We start from the raw sequence: 22,712 nt of genomic DNA, 5'->3' as shown, positions 1-22,712 counted from the left end.
TTGAAATCAAAATTACACATAAAACGAATAAAACTATGTAAATCAACGATAATTCGATAAAAAATCCCGCACCACGAGCAATCGCGATGCGGGAATCGATGTTCATTTCAAGTAAAATGAGCTCATTCGCGTTACGGATACAAACGGTACAACGTACGTGGGAACGCAATCGTTTCACGAACGTGGTCAAGACCGCAAATCCAAGCCACTGTACGCTCTAACCCAAGGCCAAAGCCGGAGTGAGGCACAGAACCGTATTTGCGCAAATCAAGGTACCATTGGTACGCTTCAGTAGACAATTCATGCTCACGGAAGCGCTCTTCCATCAACGCAGGATCGTCGATACGCTGAGATCCACCGATAATTTCACCATAGCCCTCTGGAGCGATCATGTCTGCACACAATACAACGTCCGGACGGTTAGGATCTGGCTTCATATAGAATGCTTTAATTTCGGTTGGATAATGCGTAATAAATACTGGTGTTTCGTATTTTTCCGCAATCGCTGTTTCGTGCGGAGCACCGAAGTCTTCACCCCAAGGGATGTCGAAACCTTGCTCTTGCAAAAATTTAATCGCGTCATCATACGTAATGCGTGGGAACGGAGCAACGATTTTTTCAAGCTTCGAAATATCACGCTCTAACGTTTCCAATTCCGCACGACAGTTTTTCACGACCGATTGCACAACATGTGCCACGAATTGCTCTTGCACGCGCAAGCTCTCTTCATGATCCACGAACGCCATTTCTGGCTCGATCATCCAGAACTCGATTAAGTGACGACGAGTTTTGGATTTCTCAGCGCGGAACGTCGGTCCGAACGAGTATACTTTACCGAGCGCCATTGCCGCAGCTTCCATGTACAACTGGCCGCTTTGCGTCAAGAACGCGTCTTCTTCAAAGTATTTCGTATGGAACAAGTTCGTTGTTCCTTCGCAGGAAGATGGCGTCAAAATTGGCGGATCCACCAATGTAAACGAACGATCATCAAAGAACTGCTGAATCGCACGAATAATCTCGCCACGAATCGTCAAGATTGCGCGCTGTTTTGGCGCACGAATCCACAAATGGCGATTGTCCATCAAGTAGTCAACACCATGCTCTTTCGGTGTGATCGGGTAATCTTGCGTCAACTGAATAATTTCTACGCCCGTTACCGTCATTTCATAGCCGGATTTCGAACGTGGTTCTTCACGAATAACGCCTGTTACATACATCGAGCTTTCTTGCGTTAAGCTCTTTGCCGTTTCCCAAATCTCTTCTGCTACATCGCTTTTCACGACTACACCTTGAATATAGCCTGTTCCGTCGCGCAGCTGTAAAAATTGAATTTTACCGCTGGAACGCTTGTTGTGAAGCCAGCATCCAATGCGAACTTCGCTGTCCACATGACGGCTTACTTCGCGGATGACACTTGTCGTCGCCATCGTTTCGCTCTCTCCCTTATACGTTAGTTGAATTATTTAGCGAGGCGATACGTATCGCGCGCAATCATCAGCTCTTCGTTCGTAGGAATAACGAGTACTTCGATCTTCGAATTCGGCGTCGAAATGCGACGAGGCTGCTTGGAGCGTACTTTGTTCACTTCCAAGTCGATTTCCACACCAAGATACGTCAGCTTCTCACAGATCATCTGACGCAACTCAGCAGAGTTCTCACCTACACCCGCTGTAAACACGATTGCATCGGCACCGTTCATCGCTGCAACATATGCACCGATATATTTACGAATACGATACTCATACATTTCGAAAGCTAACGTCGCGTTCGGCTCGCCTGCAAGATAACCTTCAGTAATTTCGCGCATATCGCTAGACATACCCGAAATAGCTAGCAAACCACTGTGTTTGTTCAACATCGAGTTTACTTCATTAACAGTCAAATCTTCTTTGTTCATCGTAAATGGCACGATAGCTGGGTCCAAATCACCACTGCGTGTTCCCATCATCAAGCCTTCGAGTGGCGTCATACCCATTGTTGTATCAACGGATTTACCGCCTTCGATTGCTGTCAAACTACCGCCGTTACCGATGTGGCACGTAACGATTTTCAATTGCTCAAGCGGACGCTCCAGCAAATCAGCTGTACGCTTGCTTACATAATCATGCGATGTTCCGTGGAAACCGTAGCGACGGATTTTGTGCTTCTTGTAAAGCACCTTCGGAATAGCATACATGTAAGCTTTTGCCGGCATTGTTTGGTGGAACGCTGTGTCAAACACAACCGCTTGCGGAACGTTCGGCATGTTCGATTCTGCTGCTTTAATACCCATCATACAAGCTGGGTTATGAAGCGGTGCCAAGTCGAACAAGCGACGAATTTCCGCTTTAACGTCCGAGTCAACAAGTACAGAGCTCTTGAACGTTTCGCCACCGTGTACGACGCGGTGACCTACCGCTTCGATCTCATCGATGGACTTCACGACACCAACTTGCGCATCCGTCAACTTATCCAACACTTTACGGATTGCTGTTGTGTGCTCCAAAATTTCACTAACTTCTGAAATTTCTTCTGCATGGTGCGGTTCGTGAACGAGAATGGAGGAATCCATTCCAATACGTTCTACACGACCGGATGCCAATACAGTTTCGTCTGTCATATCGTACAATTGGTATTTGAGCGAGGAGCTGCCCGCGTTAATTACGAGAATTTTCATAGTCTATCCCCATCCTTGTCATACTTGAAAAATCCTTCGCCCGTCTTTACACCGAGGTGGCCAGCACGGACCATCTTTTTCAACAATACGGACGGACGGTACTTGATGTCTCCGAATTCGCGGAACATGCGCTCCATAGCCGCAGATACCGAATCAAGACCGAAGCGGTCTGCCATCTCAAGCGGTCCATACTGGAAATTGTATCCGATTCTCATCGCATTGTCGATATCCTCAGCAGAAGCGACACCTTCTTGCAATACGTGCAGTGCTTCGTTGATCAAAGTACAGATCATGCGCGTAGTAACAAAGCCTGGGGACTCGTACACCATGACGCCTTTTTTCTGTACAACTTCTTCAACAAAACGTTTCGTTTCACTGAAAGTTGCTTCAGAAGTTTTTAACCCACGGATAATTTCGCACAAGTCCACTTTAGATACGGGATGAATAAAGTGCATGCCAATAACGCGCTCCGGATACTTCGTCGTACTCGCCAGTTCCGTAAGCGACAATGTGGATGTGTTACTTGCCAAAATGATGCTGCTTGGGCAGACGCGATCAAGTTCTGCAAACACTTCTTTTTTCGCATCCAAGTCTTCAGTAATCGTTTCGATGACCATATCGCACGCGCTAAGTTCCGCTAAATGCGTCACTTTATGTATGCGCGACAAAATTAATTTTTTTTCCGCTTGGGTGATAGCCCATTTCTCAAGTTGCTTATCCAAGCTTGTTTCGATCATTTCATATGCATGGTCCAGCTTCTCCGACGATTGTTCCACCAACAGCACGTCCAGACCTTTGACAGCAAGCATTTCTGCAATGCCTTGGCCCATTGTACCGCCGCCGATGACGCCGATTTTTTTGAAAAACATGGTCTCTTCCACCTTTCAATAATGCTATGCTCTGCTAGTGTACCCGATAAACAGGTATCGTTATCAGTGCATAAGTACCTTATTCTATCTTATCATGAATTTCTGAAAGAAAAAGAAAAAACCAGTGTATTTTCACACTGGTAAATGTTTCTTGTCACGAATCAGACATCTAAAATGTTCACCTGTCAAGTTTTCCTCACGTATGAGTACGTCCAGACAGGACATAAATACAGTTCTTTGCGTTTCGAGCATCGTATGGGTTCGATCTGTTAGTTCAACCATAATCGCCTTTGTCGCGTCGGACAAGGCATCTGGTGTCACATTTTTCAAACGCACTATTCCTAATTCGGTTAGGCCTGCATTGATCATCGTATCGACAATATTTAACGACTGGTCAAAATCACCTTGCGAGCCCGTGCTGCGATTTCCGTAGAACATTTCCTCTGCTACAGCACCGCCAAGTGCAATCATGATTTGCTCCTCTAAATAGGGCTTCGTGTACAAATAACGCTCCTGCTGCGAATGGTGGCGCACATAACCAAGCGCTTTGCCACGTGGACTTAACGCCACTTGTGACACACTCCCCGGTCGTACAGCTTCGGCGACAAGTGCATGTCCAAGTTCATGAATAGCAACACGTCGGCGCTCTTCATGGTTTGCTTCCCGATCCGTCTTCTCGCCCAACATCACTTTATCTATGGCTTGTGACATATGCTCCATCGTGATCTGCTTCGCCTCTGCGCGCATGGCGTAAATAGCAGCTTCATTCAGCACGCTTTCGAGCTGTGCTCCAGAGAAGCTGAACGTCTCCTCCGCTATACGATTTAAATCAACATCAGCAGCGAGTGGTTTATTTTGTGCATGTAGCTGAATAATGTGCAAACGCCCTTTTTTGTCCGGCAAATCAACTTCAATGTGACGGTCAAATCGACCTGGCCGCAGTAATGCACTATCCAGCATCTCTTTACGGTTAGTAGCCGCCATCACAAGTATCCGCGGTGATGAATCACCATACAAACCGTCCATTTCGGTGAGCAACTGATTCAGCGTTTGATCGTACTCCTTCTGCTGACCGCCTTCTCGTTTGCCGCCAATGACGTCAATTTCATCAATAAAAATGACGGCGTTTTCTTTTTTCTGTTTTAAGGCAAGCTGTCGTGCCTCCTTGAACAGATCTCGAATACGCCCAGCACCGACACCGACGTACATTTCGACAAACTCACTGCCTGATGAACCGACAAACACGGCATCCGCATAGTGCGCTGCTGCTTTCGCCATTAACGTCTTGCCCGTACCGGGAGGACCTGCCAGCAAAATTCCTTTTAACGGCCGGATGCCGAATTGGCGAATTTGTTCCGGTTTGACCAAAAAGTCCAGTGCTTCCACTAATTCTCGCTTCGCCCGCTCGTGTCCACCGATTTGCTCAAATCGAATGTTATCGATCGCGCTCTTGTTAGTAGCTCTACGCTGTTTTAAACCGCCAAAACCGCCTGCTCCACCTTTATCCCCGCCACGCATTCGCACCGCGATAACTAGCGCCGTTAACGCAGCGCCAACAATAAGCACCGGCCAAATATTAATGCCTTGGAAAGTAAGAAACAGTATCATTGGCACAGCTATGCCGATTGCCCATTCAGTCCAGCGTAACCAATTTTGCTTGTTCATTTGGCCACACCCCCATTTTCTCCCCTTGCAATGGTAATAACACGGTTTTTATTCCTTTACCATCTTTTAGCGTCACATATACAAAACGCTCATCCATTTCGGTCTCAACGTTCACCGTCGTCTGTTGTGTCAACGCTGTTAACTGCTTCGGAATATCACTATATTTTTGATGAACCATCGCTTCCGCAACTCCAAATATAGCCTTAGACCATATTTGCTCAAGCCGTGGAGTGGATTGCTCATTTATCATTTCAACACGAATGCTACGACCTTTTGCACGTTTATCCGCTTCTTTGTAAGCAGCTTGTACCAACTCACGTACATTCGCCTCTGGTTTCGCTTCTAATTTTACGACTACCGATTTCTGCTGCAAATCCACTTGCACCTGCTTTGCCAACTTATGCTCTTGAATGGCTTCTGCCAGCGGCTGCTCTACCATTTTGGTTTCATACAAGTGCCAACCGCCAAACAACACGGCCCCAGCAAGCGCCATAATGGTTACGGTTGGAATTGGTCTAATTTTAGCCATGTTGCTCCCCCTATCGCATCTATAAATCGTTTATACTTCATGCCCTTTGTGATACGTTACTATGACTATTATTTTGTATATCATCTTATATATCTGTAAATATATATTTAAGTATATCATATATTGCACAACGTACCGTATGCAATGTGTGGCAAAGCGATCAGCTGAAACAAATAGAGGGCCACTCCTCATGTCATAACTGACACAAGAAGCAGCCCATAGCAGCAACTATTGATTCGGAAGCGGATAAGCTTCCCCGATTGGATGACCCGTTTTCACATCAAAAAAATGATAGTAGTGACGATTTACTTGTTGTTCATCCTTACGCTCAACGAGCGCTTGCCACACATATTGCTTATCTTTAACGCCTCGCACGAGGCGCACAATCTCTATATCGTTATATTGCTGCTGAAGCTGGGCCTCAATTTGTTCCTTAGCGACTACCTTGCTCGCTGGCAGAACGGATGACGATTCAGGACCCACCCATACAATCTGCTCTTCGTTTTGTGCATCCAGCCCCGAGACAACATAATAGACCGATTCCCAAACCGATTTCTCGATTTTGTTAATATGGGTCAAAGCAACGACTTTGTTAGCTCGTTCGATAACTTGTTGTTCGTTCGCCCATTCATCCTGATGAATATACTTAAAAAATTGAACCAGTGCAACAATAACAATGATTAACATAAAAATAGTGATCGCGATCCACTTTTTACGGTTTGTCCGCCGACGCGGCCCGCTTCTTGCCATACGTATTCCCCCGCTTACCGCTTCAGCAATTGTTCAAAGCATTGCTGAGCTTCATGACGAATACGTTCTTCGTCCATCGTTAGGCACTCGCTGTTCTTCACAACTTGGCGTCCGTTTACCCAAACATGTTTAACATCTTTAGCGGAAGCCGAGTACACCATGTGAGACACAAAATCCGTATGTGGAATGAAATGAGGCTGATCGATATCGACTGCTACAAAATCGGCCTTCATGCCCGCTTCAAGTAATCCCACATCAGCCAATTGAATCGTCTGCGCACCGTACAAAGTACCCATACGCAACGCTTCAGCAGCTGGAACAGCAGTCGGATCACCGGAGACACCCTTATGAATAAGTGCTGCCAAACGAATTTCCTCAAACATATCTAGATTGTTATTGCTAGCAGGTCCATCCGTGCCTAAAGAGACAACGATACCTGCTTTCAACATATCCACTACACGTGCTATACCACTCGCCAGTTTCAAGTTACTGCCTGGGTTGTGAGATACAGCTACCTTGTATGTTGCCAGCGTCTCAATCTCTTCATCTGTTAAATGGACAGCATGCGCGACGAAGGATGGACGGCTGAAGAAGCCTAGCTTCTCCAAATGCGCCACAGGACGCAGACCGTAATCAGCTACATTCTGCTCTACTTCGGCTCTCGTCTCCGACATATGTGTATGAAGGGATAGATCCAAGTCGTGCGCCGCCTGTACAAACTTCTCAATAAAGGCAGGTGGGCATGTGTATGGCGCGTGCGGCGCGAGCATTGTTGTAATACGTCCATCCGCCTTGCCATTCCAATTTTGTGCGAATTGAATCGCCTCATTCAGCTTGTGCTGTTGCACATCCTCTGGACAGAGGCCGATAGCTCCACGCATCAGTCGTGCACGAATGCCTGACTGCTCACTCACTTTTGCGACTTCATCCATATGGTCATACATATCAACAAATGTCGTCGTTCCGCCTTTCAACATCTCTAAGACGGACAACGATGTTCCCCAATATACGTCTTGGCTCGTAAACTTCGCTTCCATTGGCCACATTTTTTCTTGCAACCATGATTGCAACACCATGTCGTCGCCGTAACCGCGCAACAGGGACATAGCAGCATGTCCATGCGTATTCACGAGTCCTGGAAGGAAGAACAATCCTTTACCATCTATGATTTCAGCCTCGTCACCTTCATACTCAGTTGGCAAGTTCTCTCCGATATAAACGATCTTATCATCTTCAATAACCATGGATCCTCGTAACGAGGTTTGAGAGCTATTTGGGTTTAACACGGCAAATATGCCGTTGCGAATAATCGTACGTTGTGTCATTCTGCAGCCGCGTCCTTTCCTGATTCGGTTAAATAATAAGCTAAACTGAACAAATCCGTCGTGAAATCAGCCGTGTGCACACGAATATGCGACGGAACTTTTAAAATGACAGGTGCAAAGTTAAGAATCGCTTCAACTCCTGCCTCAACGAACTGATCTGCGACTTGCTGCGCTTCAGCAGCAGGTACGGTTATAATACCAATCCGAATATGATGATTCCGCACCGTGGGGATAAGATCGCCCATCGGAAGCACCGTATGATTGTTAATGAGGGACCCGATTTTAGACTCATGTGCATCGAATACAGCAACGATTTTCATATTATCTTTTAAGTAGGCCGTATAATTGCACAACGCGTGTCCAAGCTTACCCGCACCAACTAAACCAACGTTAACGACTTGGTCCAACTTAAGTATATGCCGTATTTGTTCGATTAAATAAGAGACGTCATAGCCGATACCTTTACGGCCAAAATCACCGAAATAAGCCAAATCTTTACGGATTTGTGCTGGATTCAAGTCCAATTTTTGCCCTAAATCTTGAGACGATACCGTTAATACTTCACGCTGCTTTAATTCAATCAGGTGTCGCAAGTAAACCGGCAAGCGTCGCACGACCGCTTCCGATATTTTCATACTTTTCATTGCAAGTCTCCTCTCATTGCTCCGAATCGTCTTTCTTGTTGTCCTCTAACCAAGTTTGAATACGCGGTACTAAATGTTCCGTAGCCATATGTTCCATCTTTGGTCCCGGTAACGAGTACAAAAAATGCTTTCCGTAGCTCGTCTCTATGACGCGCGTATCGTAGATGATGACGATGCCTTTATCTTGAGTGGTGCGGACAAGACGTCCGAAGCCTTGCTTAAAGCGAATTACAGCCTGCGGTACAGAATATTTGCGAAACGGGTTTTGATTTTGTCTCTTTAAGCGCTCTGATTTTGCTTCAACCAGCGGATGGTTAGGCGGCTGGAATGGAAGTCTAACGATAGCTAAACACATCAGAGCATCACCTGGGATGTCGACTCCTTCCCAGAAGCTGCTCGTTCCAAGCAAAACAGATGCAGACTGGTCACGGAATCGACGAGTCAATTTACTCCGATTACCGCTATCAATGCCTTGTCCGAGTACCTGAATACCTTCGACGCTTAGCGATTCCTTTAGCGGCTCGTACACTTCACGTAGCATTCGATACGACGTAAATAAGACAAGCATGCGCCCTTTAGTCACTTTAGCGACTTCAGCTAATGATTGAGCAAGCTTATTGTTGAATTTAGCGTCGCTCGCTCCTTTGACACTCGGAAAATCACGCGGGATCACAACGAGTGCTTGCTCGCGATAATTAAACGGTGACTGCAAAATAACCGTATGCAGACGCCCATCCTTTTCCGCATCTTTCAAACCGATCTGCTCAGCCACAAAATGGAATGACTTATCTACCGACAACGTAGCGGACGTCAAAATGACGCTCTTTTTCGGTTCAAAAAAGTAGCGTTTCAACGCTTCGCTCACATCAACCGGCACAGCGTAAAGCTGCATCGATTTGGCCCGATATTGGCTGTTGCCTTCCATCCAGTAGACCGTCTCTGGATCTGTCCCCTGCATAAACAAGCGGAAATCGTCGCGCACTTGACCGAGTTCCTTAAACAGTCCAGTAACGTCGACAACGACGCTTTGCAGTTCGTCATCGTCCATGTCTTTCCATTCTTGGACTAGCTTCTCGCCAGAGCGAACGATTTCGTTCAAGCGCGTATGAATGTCTGCCTCAATTTCCGTAACGTCATTCCACGTCTCTGGACGCTCACCTGACTTCAAGCGCAATACAACTTGTCCGGCTTCGATTTGGCCAGTTTCATTAGCTGGAAGCAACTGAAACAATTGGTCATGCAAGCGATCCCATTGCTCTTTAACATTCACAATTTGCGTCAGCAGCTTTTCAATGCCTTCCGCCCAAATAAGCGCTTTTTCATTTCCAGACAATCGCAGCACTTGTTGGAGCAATATTAACGCTCCGTTCTTGCTGTCTTTAAACAACCTTGTCATCGGATGGACTAACGAGAAGTATTGCACATGCGTTCCTAAGTGCTTACCTGCCGTTTCCTCAAAATGATGAGCCTCATCTATGACCAAATGTTCATACGTCGGCAACAAGCGATGTTCAGCAATTACATCCGTAAACAAAAGAGAATGGTTCGTAATAATGACATCGGACAAATTGGCATCATTCTTCGCACGATGATAGAAGCAACGACGGAACCAAGGACAAGCACGGTTCAGACACGAATCGCTATCGCTTGATACCGTATCCCAAAAATCAGGTCCCTTATGCACGAGGTGGAGTTCCTCATCGTCACCATGCTCCGTGTGGCTTAGCCACACGATCATCTGTGCAGCAGTAAGCACATCGTCGCGCGCATGTGTATACTCACTGTTAATTATTTTATGTTCAAATTTTCGCAAACACAAATAGTGACTGCGACCTTTTAAGACAGAAGCTTTGAATGGAACAGGCATAATCTGCTCAAGCAATGGCAAATCACGCTGTCTAAGCTGTTCCTGTAAATTGATCGTGTGTGTACTTACGATTACTTTTTTCTCTTGTTCAATACTATAGTAAAGCGATGGCAGCAAATATCCTAACGATTTACCTGTACCAGTTCCTGCTTCAATGAGCAAATGTCGATCATTATCTAAGCAGTCCATTACCTCGTTAAACATTTGCTCCTGCGACGCTCGCGGCTCGTAATTGTCCAGCATAGTCGATAAATTCGATCTCACTTGATCCATAAAAGATTGGAACGACACCCCTTTAAGCGGGCTTTGTTCCGATGGGTCGCGCGGAAGTTGCGTTTCTGTCCAATCATTTTGTTTCAACACGAGCTGACGGAACGGGTGGTAGCCATCGTTATCATCCCAATCGGCAACGTTGCGTTCCCGCTCTTGCAGCTTCTGTTCAAACAACCATTTTAAGTCGCGTTCCTCTGCTCCAAATACGTCCACTACACGCTGCAATGTTAACAACGGTAAATCATCGATTGCCTGCATACAGCGCACAAATACGTCAGCTGTCGCTTTCGCGTCACTATCAGCTTGGTGAGGACGATCATGTTCAATTCCAAATTGATGCGTCACAGCCCCCAATTGAAAAGAAGAGAGCGAAGGAAATAAGACACGCAGCAACTCGATCGTGTCTAAAATACGGCCCGTAAAAGGCAAATATCCGGTCTGTTCCAATGCGCGAGTCAAAAATTGATAATCAAACGCAATATGATGACCGACTAGTACGACATCACTTAATAATGGGACTAGCCCCGTCATCGCTTCATCAATATCAGGCGCATCCTGAACGTCAACATCACGAATACCCGTTAGCTGTGAAATAAACTCCGGTATCGGTATAGTTGGGCGAACGAATGAATGGTACTCACGTTCCACCGACAAATCATGTCCTAATACGGTTAAACCAATCTGTATAATTTCATCACTCGGCTGATTTCCGGTCGTTTCAAAATCCAGTACGGCGAATCTCATCTTGTAGAATTCCTCTCACAAATTACTGCTATTAGCATAACAGATGTTCGGTCGTTTGGAAATGAGTAGAGGGAAACATCTGTACGTATTTTTACGTACTTGACGTTTCCCTCTTCTTCTCCATTGGGACGACTCATATGGTCATTCGTTCATTAGGCCATTTGCGCCATCCGTTCACTGCCATAATGCAACGTACCCTTTTTTCCCGAACACGCCTTCAAGTTTTGTAACGCTTCTTGGAGGGTTGGGTCGGTTTGGTACGCTTTTTCAAAAAATTGCTGCGCCTTATCAAATTGCAAATCCTTCGCGTATATGCAGCCAAGCGCATTATAGGATAGAGCCTTCAGCTTGTTGTCCTCGGTTAATGGAATAATAAAATTAAAATGACGACATGCTTCTTGACTACTTCCTAAATGCAAATGCGACATGGCTAACCAGCCGCGTGCCGTTAAGCTGTCCGGCTGATGTTCCACAGCCAGTTCAAAGTAACGTACCGCATGCTTGAACATATTTAACGCGAAGTAGCCTTGACCGCGCTGCAGCGGATCTCCGTAATCGAGCATTTGCGGTGCCGCTTGTTTCGTACTTCCGGCAGGTGATCCAACCGCATACGCCGTTACAGCAGAGGCCGCTGCGCCAGCATCTTTGGCGCGCGGTCGAACTTCAGCCAGCTTCTCTTCGAAGCGCAGCCACTCATCAACAATATGATCGCTCATGGAGCTTAACAAAGACAGTTGCCGTTCAAGCTCTTGCTTCTGCTCTCCTTGCGCGGACGAATATTGCTCACTAATTTCGTCCAATAACAAATTCATCGTTTCGAATACTTGTTGCAGCACGATTCCATCCCACCTTCACGAGTGATGCGTATCGTTGACTTGTCCTTTTTAAGCTCACGTACATTTTGTGTCTTCCGGGACAATTGTATGCGGTGAATCATTGCTTAAAATAATGAAACACCATTCCATCGCAACAACAATAAGAAACGCACTGCTTGAAATTGGTTATTGGCATTAATGTTACAAGATACCAAATAAATGGTTAGCGAATCGTAGCATGCAATTCTTCATGCGCCAATTCAACTGCTTTGTTATGCTCGTCAACAAACACCACTTTTGGATCGTACTTACGAGCTTCTTCATCTGTCATTGACGCATAAGAAATGATGATAACATTATCTCCAGGCTGGACGAGACGTGCTGCTGCACCATTCAAACAAATAACACCAGAATGACGCGGCCCTTTTATGACGTACGTCTCCAAACGAGCACCATTGTAATTGTTCACAATTTGAACTTTTTCATTCGGAAGCAAATCGGCTAATTCCATCAAATGCTCATCGATCGTAATACTGCCTACATAATTCAAGTTCGCCTCAGTCACCGTTGCACGATGAATTTTTGATTTCATCATTTCACGAAACACCGTATTTCCCCCTCTATATGTTGAGTAAATGAGTATAAGTACGAATCGGATATTACGCGAACAATAAACGATTATCAATAAGACGTGTGCGTCCAAAATGGACAGCCAGCGCTACGATCACTTGGGTCTGCGACTGTACAAGCGGCTCGTTAGTTAGCTGCGGCTGCAAAGATGGAAATTGCAGCACTTCAACGTAGTCTATTTTCGCCAAAGGCTTCGTTGTAATCGTTTCTTGTAACACCGTTACTAAATCCGCGGCCGTGAGGCTAGGATGTTGTTCGAGCAGAGCATCAATCGATTGGAGCGCTTGCGACAACACAAGGGCTTGCTCACGTTCCTCAGCACATAAATAGACGTTACGTGAGCTGAGGGCGAGTCCATCCTGTTCGCGAACGATTGGGCAAGGTACGATTGTCAGATCAAAGTTCAGATCGTCAACCATTTGCTGGATAACGGCCACTTGCTGAGCGTCTTTCATGCCGAAGTAAGCCCGATCTGGCTTCACGATATTAAACAGCTTTGCCACGACCGTCGTTACACCATCAAAGTGCCCTGGACGGGATGCTCCACACAATCGCGCGGATACATCTGTAACTTGTATCGTCGTTTTGCGAGCGGACGGATACATAATATCAACCGTTGGTAAAAATACAACATCCACACCGCATTGTTCCGCAAGCTGCAAATCCCTTGCCTCGTCACGCGGATAACGATCCAAATCCTCATTAGGTCCAAATTGGATCGGATTCACAAAAATACTTAGCACCGAAATGCTACAATCTTTCGCAGCTCTCATCAAGCTAGCGTGTCCCTCATGTAAATACCCCATTGTGGGCACGAAGCCAACGGATGGAACGATTCCAGCAGCGATTTGCTGCTGCTTAAGCGTGTTTACTGCGGCACGCATATCAGAAATAGTACGTGCAATAATCATGTATGCTGCACCTTCTTATTGCTTACGCTCGTTCCGTTAGCGTTACCGTACAAACTTTCTACAACTTCATCACCAGCGCTAAAAGTGTGTTCAGGAGCTGGAAACGCCTGTTGTTTAACATCTTGCACATACGCTTGAATGCTTTCGCGAACTGTTGCACCGATATCTGCGTACGTTTTGACCATTTTTTTCTCACGATAGCTCGGATCATAACGCAATATATCATGGTATACAAGCACTTGACCGTCACATTGTGCGCCTGCGCCAATACCAATTGTCGGTATAGATAAACGTTCGGAAATGTATGCCGCTACTTGATCCGTTACGAGCTCAAGTACGATACCAAATGCTCCTGCACGCTCCAAGGCGAGCGCGTCTTCAAGCAAACGCTTGGCATCTTCCGGCGTCTTCCCTTGGATTCGGTAGCCTCCCAATTGATGGACAGATTGTGGTGTCAAACCGATGTGGCCTAACACAGGCACACCCGCTTTCACGCACGCATCAACCATCAATGCAATTTCACTACCGCCTTCCATTTTCACTGCGTTTGCAAATCCTTCTTGCATGAGTCGGCGCACACCGTACATCGTTTCCTGTACCGTGCTGTGATACGTCATAAACGGCATGTCAGTTACAACAAACGTATTCGGCGCTCCGCGACGTACTGCACGTGTGTGGTACACCATGTCGTCTAATGTTACTGGCAGTGTCGAGTCATACCCGAGCACTACGTTCCCCAGTGAGTCACCCACCAATATCATGTCTACATCTGCTTGTTCAGCCAATGCAGCAGACGGGTAATCATAAGCAGTTACCATGGCGATTTTATCGCCCTGCTGCTTCATTGTTTTCATTTTCACGATTGTGAGTGGCTGTTTGTTCTTTGTCATAAGATTCGTCATCTCCTTATAACTCTTATTTTGCGCAAAACAAAAAAACCTTTTAGCGTTCCCACTAAAAAGGTTCCAGAGCAAAAAAGAGGTCGCATGCGGACGTCCTTCTGTCTCGGTCCCTTCGGCTCAGAGCAGAAACGTTCACCACGTTCGTCAAGGAATATGGACTTGTGAACACGGTTTCATTGTTTCACTCGGTAAGTGCGGTTCCTTGCGGATACCGCCCACCGAGGATAGTATATCAGAAAAAGCGTTACATTTCATTAAGCAAAATGCACATCTCCAGAAAAAACTTTACGGTAACAGCCGTCTTGTCCCAATAAGACAAGCGCTCCAGACTCGTCCAAGCTTTGGGCTATGCCCGTGACGACTCCATGCGGCGTATCGACGCTGACCATGCGGCCAATCGTGATGGATTGCGCCTCCCATAATGAGCGTATCGGTCCAAAGCCTTGCTCTTCATACAAATGATACAACTGTTCAAATTCAAACAGAAGCTCTGCGATCAGTTGCGCTCGGTCCCATCCATGGCCAGTAACTTCGCTTAAAGAAGTCGCGATTTCGCGCAGCTCTGGTGGATAATCGTCAGCGCTCAGGTTTGCACTGATGCCGATGCCCGCAATAACACTTAGCAGCCGTTCATCTTCTGCCTGTGATTCTAACAAAATCCCACACACTTTACGTTCATTCACGAGTAAATCGTTAGGCCACTTGATACCGACTTCAACTGGATGCATTTTTTTAATGGCTCTGCATATCGCAACAGCTGTAAGTAGCGTTAAATGCGGCGTAAATTGTAGTGGCATGCTTGGCTGTAACACAACGCTCATCCAAATGCCTTTGCCAGCAGGTGAATGCCAATTTCGTCCCCTACGGCCTCTTCCACCGGTCTGCTCTTCGGCGATTACAACAGCGCCTTCTTTGGCACCTGACAATAGCCAAGCAGTTGCTTCATTTTGTGTCGATTCCGTCTTCCACAAGATTCGCAACTGACGACCAAACGATGTTGTACGCAGTTTACTAAGCAGGAGCTTCTCGTCTAGTCGTGTAGGTTGCTGTAACAAGCGGTATCCTAGCTTTGGTACCGCATCAAATTCATATCCTTTTGCGCGTAGGCGGTTAATTTGTTTCCACACCGCTGTCCGACTTATACTTAAGTGTTGGCTTAACTGCTCGCCTGACACATATTCGTTCGGATGCTGCGCTAGCAATTCCAGTAATCGGTCTGTCATTGTTCCTCCAACCTGTGCTCAATCCACTTTAACAATCGTATCCGGTCATTCGGAAGTTCTTTTAAAGCGATTGCCATCCATGCTGCTTCAAGCAACGATTTTAACCATGACCCACTCGGACGGCTCGTCATTTGCAAAATATCCGTACCGCTGATCGCAAGGTCACGCAAGCTACGTACGGGTATGTCATCCAGCCACGCTTGCCCTTGTTGCAAAAGAATACACTTTAACTCATCTGAACCGGCAGGAGTTAATAATGTTGCTGCTGGCCTTGTTGACACCGTTAACGCAGCACAACATTGCAACCATTGTTGCAGCGCCTCTTCACCGCAGCTGAATAAAGTCCCCGCCCACATACACTTGAGTGCGAATTCAGCCACTTTCTGACTTCCCATCAACTGCTTATCCACATCTATTCGTTCCGTGTCATTCTCGATCTCCGCATGACTCATACGACTATCGCACGCCACACGCGCCTTGTGCTGCTCATGTGCCGCAACAAGTTCCTGCACCCTTAAAATACGCAGCAGTCTATCTTGCTGCGCGTTTGATAAACGAAGCGCATTCATAATACGCTTCGCTTCTGGCCCCTCTACGCGATGCCCGAGAAGCAGCACCGCAAAACGAAGGTCAGCACCGTCTACCTTTTCAAGCGCACACCACAACGGCGCCCAATGCTCCACTCTTGCAGACGCCAAACACTCAAGCGAATCTTTCGTATGCGTTAAGAGGCCGCTTCGTACGAGAAGCACCCAACCACGCACTGGCTGCGGACCAGCTGTCATTTTCCACAACTCATCACGTACACGTTCCATTGCGATGTGCTGTAATTTCTCGCGGTGCGTGCGAAGTGCACGCCACGTCGACTTGACAATCCGCGCCTCCAAAATAGAAGCAAAGCGTATGCCTCTTAGCATACGCAATGCATCTTCTTGAAACCGCGCCTCCGGATCTCCTACGCAGCGGATACGGCGTGTTGCCACATCCGTCTGACCCTGGAATGGGTCATGCAGCACACCTGCAGCGTCCAACGCCATCGCATTCACGGTAAAGTCACGCCGCAGCAAGTCTTCTCGCAAATCATCAATGAACTCGACCTGCTCAGGTCTGCGAAAGTTCTCATACGCTGATTCTTTACGAAAAGTTGTTACTTCATAGGCATGCCCCGCAGTAAGAACAGTGACTGTTCCGTGCTCCATCCCAGTAGGGATTACACGTTCAAACATAGCTGCGACTTGCTCAGGCAAGGCTGAAGTAGCAATATCAATATCGTTAATCGATCTCGACATCACCAGATCTCGGACACAGCCACCGACCATGTAAGCTTGGTATCCACGTTGCTCCAGCATTGTTACAACGCCAATAGCTTCTTCCCACATGGATCCTTGCATTTGAACACTTAACTGTTCGGTCATCATAGCTCACAAGTCGCTCGCTCAAACGGCGTAACCGTTTTTCCGAGTACACGATAATAAATTTCTTCGTATTTTTGCGTGATCAAGTCGTTACAAAATACGTTGCGAGCCCGATGCAAGCATGCTTCACGCATCTTCGCTGCCAATTCATCATTGGACAACAATTCAATCGCATACTGGGCCATTAAATCGGTATCGCCAATAGGCGCTAAATATCCCGTCTCCCGATGGGAAATCAACTCTGGGATACCGCCTGCTTCCGAGCCGATCGTCGGTACTCCGCAAGCCATCGCTTCAAGCGCAACGAGACCAAAGCTCTCTTTCTCGGAAGGCAACAGCAACACATCTGCCAATGAAATGACTTGCGCAATTTCGTCCTGTTTCCCTAAAAAGTGAACGCGATCCTCAAGTCCCATTTCACGAATTTTACACTGTACCTTCGGCATATCCGGCCCCTCGCCTACGAGCATTAAGCGCGAAGGCACTGACTCGTGAACACGGGCAAACGTTTCAATAACATCCGTAACCCGTTTGACCGGACGGAAATTAGAAATGTGCATCAAAATTTTCTCATGCGGAAAGGCAAAATCCGATCGCAATTGTGAGCAATCACGCGGATAGTAGACTCGTTTATCGACAAAGTTATACGTTAAGTCAACCTCGCGCGTGATATCAAGCAACTCTCTTGTTTCACGAATCAAATCGCTAGACACCGCTGTAACCGCATCACTCTGATTAATCGCGAACCGAATCATATCTTTAAGCGATTCATCTTGGGCCAATACCGTAATATCTGTACCGTGAAGCGTTGTCACGACCTTTAGATGCGGAGCCATCTGCTTCGCTAAATAAGCACAAATCGCGTGCGGAACTGCATAATGGACATGGAGCAAATCCAGTTGCTGCATGTTAGCTACTTGTGCCATTTTACTCGCAAGGGATAAATCATAGGGTGGATATCGGAATACATAGTAATCGTTAACATCCACTTCATGATAATGAATATTTTTTTGAAAGGTTGACCCTAGGCGAAACGGAATATTATGAGTTATAAAATGAACTTGATGTCCTCGCTCTGCAAGTAGCTTCCCTAACTCTGTAGCAACGACGCCGGAACCACCTAACGACGGATAACACGTTATTCCGATTTTTAATGAATCGTTCAAGTCGTTTCCTCCTCAACTTCGCGCTCCTGCATCCACGACTTATTTCATTAGAAAATGACTAAGTGACTGAATAGTTGAAGCTAATTCTTTTTTTATTTAAACAATGATACTTGATAAGGTCCTTTTAACATAAAGCCTTCAGCGTAGGCCATACCGCGTCCTTGACCTAGCAGCGCATCTCGAGCCTCCACACGTTCAACGTAACCTTGATTCAACGGAGTGGCAACTAAATCGTCGCTTCCGTTCGGTTTCGTAAATTGTGACTCATAGGCCAACAACGATTGCCGCTTCTGTTCGTACACATCGGAAATATCGAGCACAAGCTGCGGCGACACCGAATCATTAATAAAGTAAAAATAAACTTGCTCGACTTGATGTGCTGGCATCTCCGGCATATACCTACGCAGCTTGGCGTTGAACACGGCCTCCTGTACAATGCGGCTGCATTGAATATGGTCAGGATGCCTGTCCTCCCAATAAGGCATAAACACGATACGTGGTCGATGATAGCGTATCGCTCGTACTACAGCATCAATATGCTCTTGCTCAACACGAAGCCCTCGGTCAGGCAGGCGCAAATTGTCACGAACCGTGACATTCAGCGCCACGTTTGCCCGCTCTGCTTCTTGCTTCCGCAGCTCAACCGTACCGTTAGACGACATTTCTGCTTCCGTTAAATCAATAATACCAACGCGATATCCAGATGCCGTATGCTTTGCGATCGTGCCACCCATCCCGATTTCAACATCATCGGGATGAGCACCGAACGCTAAAATATGTAACGGCTGCTCGGCAATCATTATTCACTCACTCCCGGCTTGTACTTATCAGCAAGCTCACGCCATGCAAAATCGCCACGCTCCAAAGCCTTCACCAAAATTTCAGCAGTCGCAATATTCGTTGCGACAGGGATACCTTGTACATCACAAAGACGTAACAAAGCGATAATGTCCGGTTCGTGTGGTTGTGCCATCAGCGGATCACGTAAAAATACGATCAGATCCATCTCATTGTCCGCAACTAACGCACCGATTTGCTGGTCACCACCTAGTGGGCCCGATTTAAACCGATGAATATCGAGCTTTGTTTGGTTCATAATACGTGTGCCCGTTGTGCCTGTCGAAAATAAGCGATGACCATGAAAGACATGCTCATAAGCAATTACGAAATTAACGATTTCATCCTTTTTACGGTCATGTGCAATAAACGCTATGTTTAACATGTTGAAACCTCCGTTGTCTATGCGATGATGTAGGAATTACGCTTTAGTGTACAAAGTCAATGAAGACAATGTCACATTAGTCGTCTAACAAATGTTCAAACCCATATATAAGTTCATTCAACGTCATTACCTTTTTCACGGCAACATTTACACCTGGCATATAACCCGCGCGCTCGTAAGAGTCGTGACGAATTTTAAGCGATTGGCCATAGCCGCCAAAAATAACTTCTTGTTGCGCGAACACACCTGGCAAACGAACGCTATGAATGCGGAATCCGTTATAATAGCCCCCACGCGAGCCTTCGATTTTTTCTTCCTCATTAGGATGCCCTTGTCTCTTCTCCTCACGCACTTGCGCAACCAATTCTGCCGTTTTTACAGCCGTTCCGGATGGAGCATCAAGCTTTTGCTCGCCATGATATTCAATGATTTCAAGGTCTGGAAAATACTTCGCCGCTTGCTGAGCAAAGCGCATCATCAAAATAGCTCCGATTGAGAAGTTTGGGGCGATAAGCCCGCCTAAACCATTTGCTTGCGACAGCTGTTGCAGCTCTTCAATTTGTTCTGGGCTGAAACCCGTTGTGCCGATGACCGGACGCACACCGTTTTGGATCGCTAATAACGTATTGTTCATTACAGTATGTGGAGTTGTAAAATCGACCATAACGTCGGGCTTTACATCTCGCAGTGTCTTTTCCAAGTCTGATGTCACAAGAACACCACTGTTCGCTAGGCCTACTAAAGATGCGGCATCAACTGGACCCGCCGAAGGATCAACGGCAGCTACCAGCTGCAATGTTTCATCTTCCAGCACCATTTTAACGACTTCTTTCCCCATGCGGCCACCTGCGCCACTCACTGCTACACGAATACGTTCCATCATCGATTAACACTCCCCAGTTATCGTTTGTTTATGTTATTGATCAATTTTTGTCCAGCGATTTGCATCGCGTGTATTAAATTTGTGCATCACTTTATCATGCGCTGTTGCGAGATCAATGCCGAGAGAGTTGGCAAAACAGATCAGAATAAAGAGCAGGTCACCCAGCTCCATTTCAATGGAATTGTCTGCTTCTGTCGGCTTTTTCGGCTTTTCCCCGTGATGATGGTTTACTTCGCGGGCCAATTCGCCAACTTCTTCAGCTAAGCGAGCCAACATCGCTAACGGACTAAAATAGCCTTCTTTAAATTGAGATATGTAAACATCAACCTCTCGCTGCATATCTGCTAGCGATTTATTGTTGAGCAATTTTAACAGTTCGGCTCTCTCTTTGTCGTCCATGCAATCCCCTTCTCCATGTCATTCTGCTACTATGTTATCGTAAAGCATGGTGGAAAACAAATGCTTTTTCACAGGAGCATACGCGTCAAAAAAAGACAACAGGACCCAACTTGCGGATTCATTCATAAATCCTACAGGTTGAGTCCCATTTTATTTTTTCGGAAAGCGGTGACTATAAATTGCATACCGTTCGTATCGATATTTAAGAATCGCGACATAAGTTAATGAAATACCTACTATAAGTGCTAACGTAAACATCCATCGTAGCGGGACATCTTGCTCTTCCACCGGAACAAACGTCGTCTGTTCAACCGTTTTACCGAATAAGTGCAAGAGCCATGATTCACTATGTGTTGACACACTTCGCTGAACATCTATCCAGAGCAAGGTGCCTTGCAAGCTTTGCTCCACCATTTTGACTGTAGAGTTGATCAAATTCATGACTCCAGTCGATCGTTGAATCGCCGCAGCAGGCCGGATGCGATCTAGGTGCTCCAACCATCTCTGTGAAGCCAGCTTCCACTCTGACTCCTGCTTGACTGTTATCATCTGCTTTAAATCTTCGCGCAGAATCGTGTCATATTGCAACCACAGCGCTTCCTGCGGATGCACAAGCGCATCTGCTGCCAGCTTAAGCCTTGCTGTGAAATGAATGAGCTTTTGCGCATCCCGCTTGGAAGCGTATAAGTGTACATATACTTGATTCGCCGCCTCGCTTATCGTTTGCTCAATAGCTGGCGAGACCTTATGTTCAACCACTTGCTTGGAAATATCGTTCCGCATAAGCATATGTAAATGCCGCATCGTACCTTTAGCGGCAGACATGTCTCCTGCCACCACTTGTCGATACAACTTGTCTGTCTGTATATCGAAGTTTCGCCAGCCTGTTGATGGTGTCGACGAATAATTATCGTATAAGGCTTTAGCAGTGCCTGTCCCGTGCAAACAAATGAAGCCGATTAGTATGGCGATAAAAATACGCATATAAACATCCCTCCATTACCATCGTATGGAGAGATCACAATCGTTAGAACCGTTTACATTGGAATCCTAAAGTTATCCACTCTAGTAGCATAGCGGGAACAATAGCGGTATGCACACCAAGACACAATTCCGGATAGTGCGGTAAGACTTAATGTGAATAGAAAAATAATTTGCAAATCATCCATTAACGAAATATGAAGAGCGGGAAACACACCATATGTATAATCAACGACATCATTTAACCAGGTCCAGCTTAATGCTACAAGTAATGCACCCTTGCCAAAGGTGAACATTCTCACAAATAACAGTGCTTCAACTGCCATTGCTAGGTGGGAGCTTATTAGCATCCAATCCTGCCATACGATCGCCTTACCTTGTGCGACACTGGCTACAATCATTACGCAGGCCCATACGCCGTATTTGATAGAAGTGACGACAGCTAACGCCTCGATGCACTTTCGAAATATGCGCACGAACGTACTCACAGGTTGTTTCTTGACGATTAAAAAAAGAAGCGAGACTGTAAAAAACAAACTGGCTGTAGGACTATCTGGTACAAAAATAAATTGCCATGCAGGGTGGTAGTTCCACGTAAATTCGAGCTGCCCTTTATACCAGTAGTAACCGTATAAGGTACCCACTAAATTAGCGAACAACAAAGTCCATAACACCCATTTTTGTGTTAAAAAAGCGCGGGAAAATAACAACGAAAACTTCATGCAACCACTCCTGCTAAGTAGTGAACTTACATTCATCGGTAAATCGAGTATTTTCTAAGATGTAAATGATGAAGAGATAGGGAGCTTGCTGAGATAAATACAATCAATTCGTTCATGTAAC

General features: G+C 46.2%; 22 protein-coding genes. All 22 read right to left on the bottom strand.

The features are described 5' to 3' along the window. Positions 1-131: 131 nt before the first annotated feature. A complete protein-coding gene (gene asnS / locus KIK04_RS20655) occupies positions 132-1,427 on the bottom strand; it encodes an asparagine--tRNA ligase (RefSeq protein WP_232275458.1) in 1,296 nt (431 codons plus the stop codon). Between the two features lie 32 nt (positions 1,428-1,459). Next, positions 1,460-2,656, bottom strand: a complete 1,197-nt coding sequence (locus KIK04_RS20650) for an acetate/propionate family kinase (protein WP_232275457.1) — start codon at positions 2,654-2,656, stop codon at positions 1,460-1,462. After that, positions 2,653-3,525 (bottom strand): 3-hydroxyacyl-CoA dehydrogenase family protein, encoded by an 873-nt coding sequence (locus tag KIK04_RS20645; RefSeq protein WP_232275456.1) that lies wholly within the window; start codon positions 3,523-3,525, stop codon positions 2,653-2,655. Before KIK04_RS20645 ends, KIK04_RS20650 begins: the two co-directional genes overlap by 4 nt. Before the next feature lie 132 nt (positions 3,526-3,657). Beyond that, the gene (locus tag KIK04_RS20640; RefSeq protein ID WP_232275455.1) at positions 3,658-5,190 is read right to left on the bottom strand and encodes an AAA family ATPase; all 1,533 of its coding nucleotides are present in this window, start codon (positions 5,188-5,190) and stop codon (positions 3,658-3,660) included. Next, positions 5,159-5,719: a quinolinate synthase gene (locus tag KIK04_RS20635; protein WP_232275454.1), complete on the bottom strand. Its 561-nt coding sequence runs from the start codon at positions 5,717-5,719 to the stop codon at positions 5,159-5,161. Before KIK04_RS20635 ends, KIK04_RS20640 begins: the two co-directional genes overlap by 32 nt. Before the next feature lie 228 nt (positions 5,720-5,947). Further along, positions 5,948-6,469 (bottom strand): cell wall elongation regulator TseB-like domain-containing protein, encoded by a 522-nt coding sequence (locus tag KIK04_RS20630; RefSeq protein WP_232275453.1) that lies wholly within the window; start codon positions 6,467-6,469, stop codon positions 5,948-5,950. A gap of 14 nt (positions 6,470-6,483) precedes the next feature. Further along, a complete protein-coding gene (locus KIK04_RS20625) occupies positions 6,484-7,794 on the bottom strand; it encodes an amidohydrolase (RefSeq protein ID WP_232275452.1) in 1,311 nt (436 codons plus the stop codon). Then, positions 7,791-8,438 (bottom strand): redox-sensing transcriptional repressor Rex, encoded by a 648-nt coding sequence (locus tag KIK04_RS20620; protein ID WP_232275451.1) that lies wholly within the window; start codon positions 8,436-8,438, stop codon positions 7,791-7,793. Before KIK04_RS20620 ends, KIK04_RS20625 begins: the two co-directional genes overlap by 4 nt. A gap of 13 nt (positions 8,439-8,451) precedes the next feature. Next, the gene (gene dinG, locus KIK04_RS20615) at positions 8,452-11,322 is read right to left on the bottom strand and encodes an ATP-dependent DNA helicase DinG (RefSeq protein WP_232275450.1); all 2,871 of its coding nucleotides are present in this window, start codon (positions 11,320-11,322) and stop codon (positions 8,452-8,454) included. A 152-nt stretch (positions 11,323-11,474) separates the two neighbouring features. Then, positions 11,475-12,158, bottom strand: coding sequence for a tetratricopeptide repeat protein (locus KIK04_RS20610; protein WP_232275449.1), 684 nt, complete (start codon positions 12,156-12,158; stop codon positions 11,475-11,477). Positions 12,159-12,360: 202 nt separating this feature from the next. Next, complete coding sequence (gene panD / locus KIK04_RS20605; RefSeq protein ID WP_232275448.1) at positions 12,361-12,744, bottom strand: aspartate 1-decarboxylase; 384 nt, start codon at positions 12,742-12,744, stop codon at positions 12,361-12,363. Between the two features lie 52 nt (positions 12,745-12,796). Next, positions 12,797-13,678 (bottom strand): pantoate--beta-alanine ligase, encoded by an 882-nt coding sequence (gene panC, locus KIK04_RS20600; protein WP_232275447.1) that lies wholly within the window; start codon positions 13,676-13,678, stop codon positions 12,797-12,799. Further along, positions 13,675-14,568 (bottom strand): 3-methyl-2-oxobutanoate hydroxymethyltransferase, encoded by an 894-nt coding sequence (gene panB, locus KIK04_RS20595; RefSeq protein ID WP_232275446.1) that lies wholly within the window; start codon positions 14,566-14,568, stop codon positions 13,675-13,677. Before panB ends, panC begins: the two co-directional genes overlap by 4 nt. A gap of 266 nt (positions 14,569-14,834) precedes the next feature. Next, positions 14,835-15,803, bottom strand: coding sequence for a biotin--[acetyl-CoA-carboxylase] ligase (locus KIK04_RS20590; protein WP_232275445.1), 969 nt, complete (start codon positions 15,801-15,803; stop codon positions 14,835-14,837). Next, on the bottom strand, positions 15,800-17,221 hold the full coding sequence (locus KIK04_RS20585; RefSeq protein ID WP_232275444.1) for a CCA tRNA nucleotidyltransferase: 1,422 nt from the start codon (positions 17,219-17,221) through the stop codon (positions 15,800-15,802). The genes KIK04_RS20590 and KIK04_RS20585 overlap by 4 nt, the downstream gene beginning before the upstream one ends. After that, positions 17,218-18,384 (bottom strand): N-acetyl-alpha-D-glucosaminyl L-malate synthase BshA, encoded by a 1,167-nt coding sequence (bshA, locus tag KIK04_RS20580; protein ID WP_232275443.1) that lies wholly within the window; start codon positions 18,382-18,384, stop codon positions 17,218-17,220. Before bshA ends, KIK04_RS20585 begins: the two co-directional genes overlap by 4 nt. Positions 18,385-18,476: 92 nt before the next feature. Next, positions 18,477-19,184: a bacillithiol biosynthesis deacetylase BshB1 gene (gene bshB1 / locus KIK04_RS20575; RefSeq protein WP_232275442.1), complete on the bottom strand. Its 708-nt coding sequence runs from the start codon at positions 19,182-19,184 to the stop codon at positions 18,477-18,479. Continuing rightward, positions 19,184-19,606 carry a methylglyoxal synthase gene (locus KIK04_RS20570; RefSeq protein ID WP_232275441.1) on the bottom strand — a complete coding sequence of 141 codons (423 nt, stop codon included), beginning with the start codon at positions 19,604-19,606 and terminating at the stop codon, positions 19,184-19,186. Before KIK04_RS20570 ends, bshB1 begins: the two co-directional genes overlap by 1 nt. 76 nt (positions 19,607-19,682) lie before the next feature. Further along, on the bottom strand, positions 19,683-20,489 hold the full coding sequence (dapB, locus tag KIK04_RS20565) for a 4-hydroxy-tetrahydrodipicolinate reductase (RefSeq protein ID WP_232275440.1): 807 nt from the start codon (positions 20,487-20,489) through the stop codon (positions 19,683-19,685). 33 nt (positions 20,490-20,522) lie between these two features. Then, entirely contained in the window at positions 20,523-20,888 is a 366-nt protein-coding gene (locus KIK04_RS20560) for a nucleotide pyrophosphohydrolase (RefSeq protein WP_232275439.1), read from the bottom strand. Between the two features lie 150 nt (positions 20,889-21,038). Then, on the bottom strand, positions 21,039-21,872 hold the full coding sequence (locus KIK04_RS20555; protein ID WP_232275438.1) for a sporulation protein YpjB: 834 nt from the start codon (positions 21,870-21,872) through the stop codon (positions 21,039-21,041). Between the two features lie 53 nt (positions 21,873-21,925). Next, positions 21,926-22,591 (bottom strand): DUF1405 domain-containing protein, encoded by a 666-nt coding sequence (locus KIK04_RS20550; RefSeq protein WP_232275437.1) that lies wholly within the window; start codon positions 22,589-22,591, stop codon positions 21,926-21,928. Positions 22,592-22,712: the final 121 nt, after the last annotated feature.

The organism is Paenibacillus sp. 481, assembly GCF_021223605.1.
GTDB lineage: Bacteria > Bacillota > Bacilli > Paenibacillales > Paenibacillaceae > Paenibacillus_B.
The sequence above is the reverse complement of the archived record's forward strand: the minus strand, read 5'-3'. Positions and strand labels throughout refer to the sequence as shown.

Excerpts from the sequence above, each read along its gene's own strand:
- asnS (WP_232275458.1), bottom strand. The coding sequence starts at position 1,427 with ATGGCGACGACAAGTGTCATCCGCGAAGTAAGCCGTCATGTGGACAGC.
- KIK04_RS20650 (WP_232275457.1), bottom strand. The coding sequence starts at position 2,656 with ATGAAAATTCTCGTAATTAACGCGGGCAGCTCCTCGCTCAAATACCAA.
- KIK04_RS20645 (WP_232275456.1), bottom strand. The coding sequence starts at position 3,525 with ATGTTTTTCAAAAAAATCGGCGTCATCGGCGGCGGTACAATGGGCCAA.
- KIK04_RS20640 (WP_232275455.1), bottom strand. The coding sequence starts at position 5,190 with ATGAACAAGCAAAATTGGTTACGCTGGACTGAATGGGCAATCGGCATA.
- KIK04_RS20635 (WP_232275454.1), bottom strand. The coding sequence starts at position 5,719 with ATGGCTAAAATTAGACCAATTCCAACCGTAACCATTATGGCGCTTGCT.
- KIK04_RS20630 (WP_232275453.1), bottom strand. The coding sequence starts at position 6,469 with ATGGCAAGAAGCGGGCCGCGTCGGCGGACAAACCGTAAAAAGTGGATC.
- KIK04_RS20625 (WP_232275452.1), bottom strand. The coding sequence starts at position 7,794 with ATGACACAACGTACGATTATTCGCAACGGCATATTTGCCGTGTTAAAC.
- KIK04_RS20620 (WP_232275451.1), bottom strand. The coding sequence starts at position 8,438 with ATGAAAAGTATGAAAATATCGGAAGCGGTCGTGCGACGCTTGCCGGTT.
- dinG (WP_232275450.1), bottom strand. The coding sequence starts at position 11,322 with ATGAGATTCGCCGTACTGGATTTTGAAACGACCGGAAATCAGCCGAGT.
- panC (WP_232275447.1), bottom strand. The coding sequence starts at position 13,678 with ATGATTATTGCACGTACTATTTCTGATATGCGTGCCGCAGTAAACACG.
- panB (WP_232275446.1), bottom strand. The coding sequence starts at position 14,568 with ATGACAAAGAACAAACAGCCACTCACAATCGTGAAAATGAAAACAATG.
- KIK04_RS20590 (WP_232275445.1), bottom strand. The coding sequence starts at position 15,803 with ATGACAGACCGATTACTGGAATTGCTAGCGCAGCATCCGAACGAATAT.
- KIK04_RS20585 (WP_232275444.1), bottom strand. The coding sequence starts at position 17,221 with ATGATGACCGAACAGTTAAGTGTTCAAATGCAAGGATCCATGTGGGAA.
- bshB1 (WP_232275442.1), bottom strand. The coding sequence starts at position 19,184 with ATGATTGCCGAGCAGCCGTTACATATTTTAGCGTTCGGTGCTCATCCC.
- KIK04_RS20570 (WP_232275441.1), bottom strand. The coding sequence starts at position 19,606 with ATGTTAAACATAGCGTTTATTGCACATGACCGTAAAAAGGATGAAATC.
- dapB (WP_232275440.1), bottom strand. The coding sequence starts at position 20,489 with ATGATGGAACGTATTCGTGTAGCAGTGAGTGGCGCAGGTGGCCGCATG.
- KIK04_RS20560 (WP_232275439.1), bottom strand. The coding sequence starts at position 20,888 with ATGGACGACAAAGAGAGAGCCGAACTGTTAAAATTGCTCAACAATAAA.
- KIK04_RS20555 (WP_232275438.1), bottom strand. The coding sequence starts at position 21,872 with ATGCGTATTTTTATCGCCATACTAATCGGCTTCATTTGTTTGCACGGG.
- KIK04_RS20550 (WP_232275437.1), bottom strand. The coding sequence starts at position 22,591 with ATGAAGTTTTCGTTGTTATTTTCCCGCGCTTTTTTAACACAAAAATGG.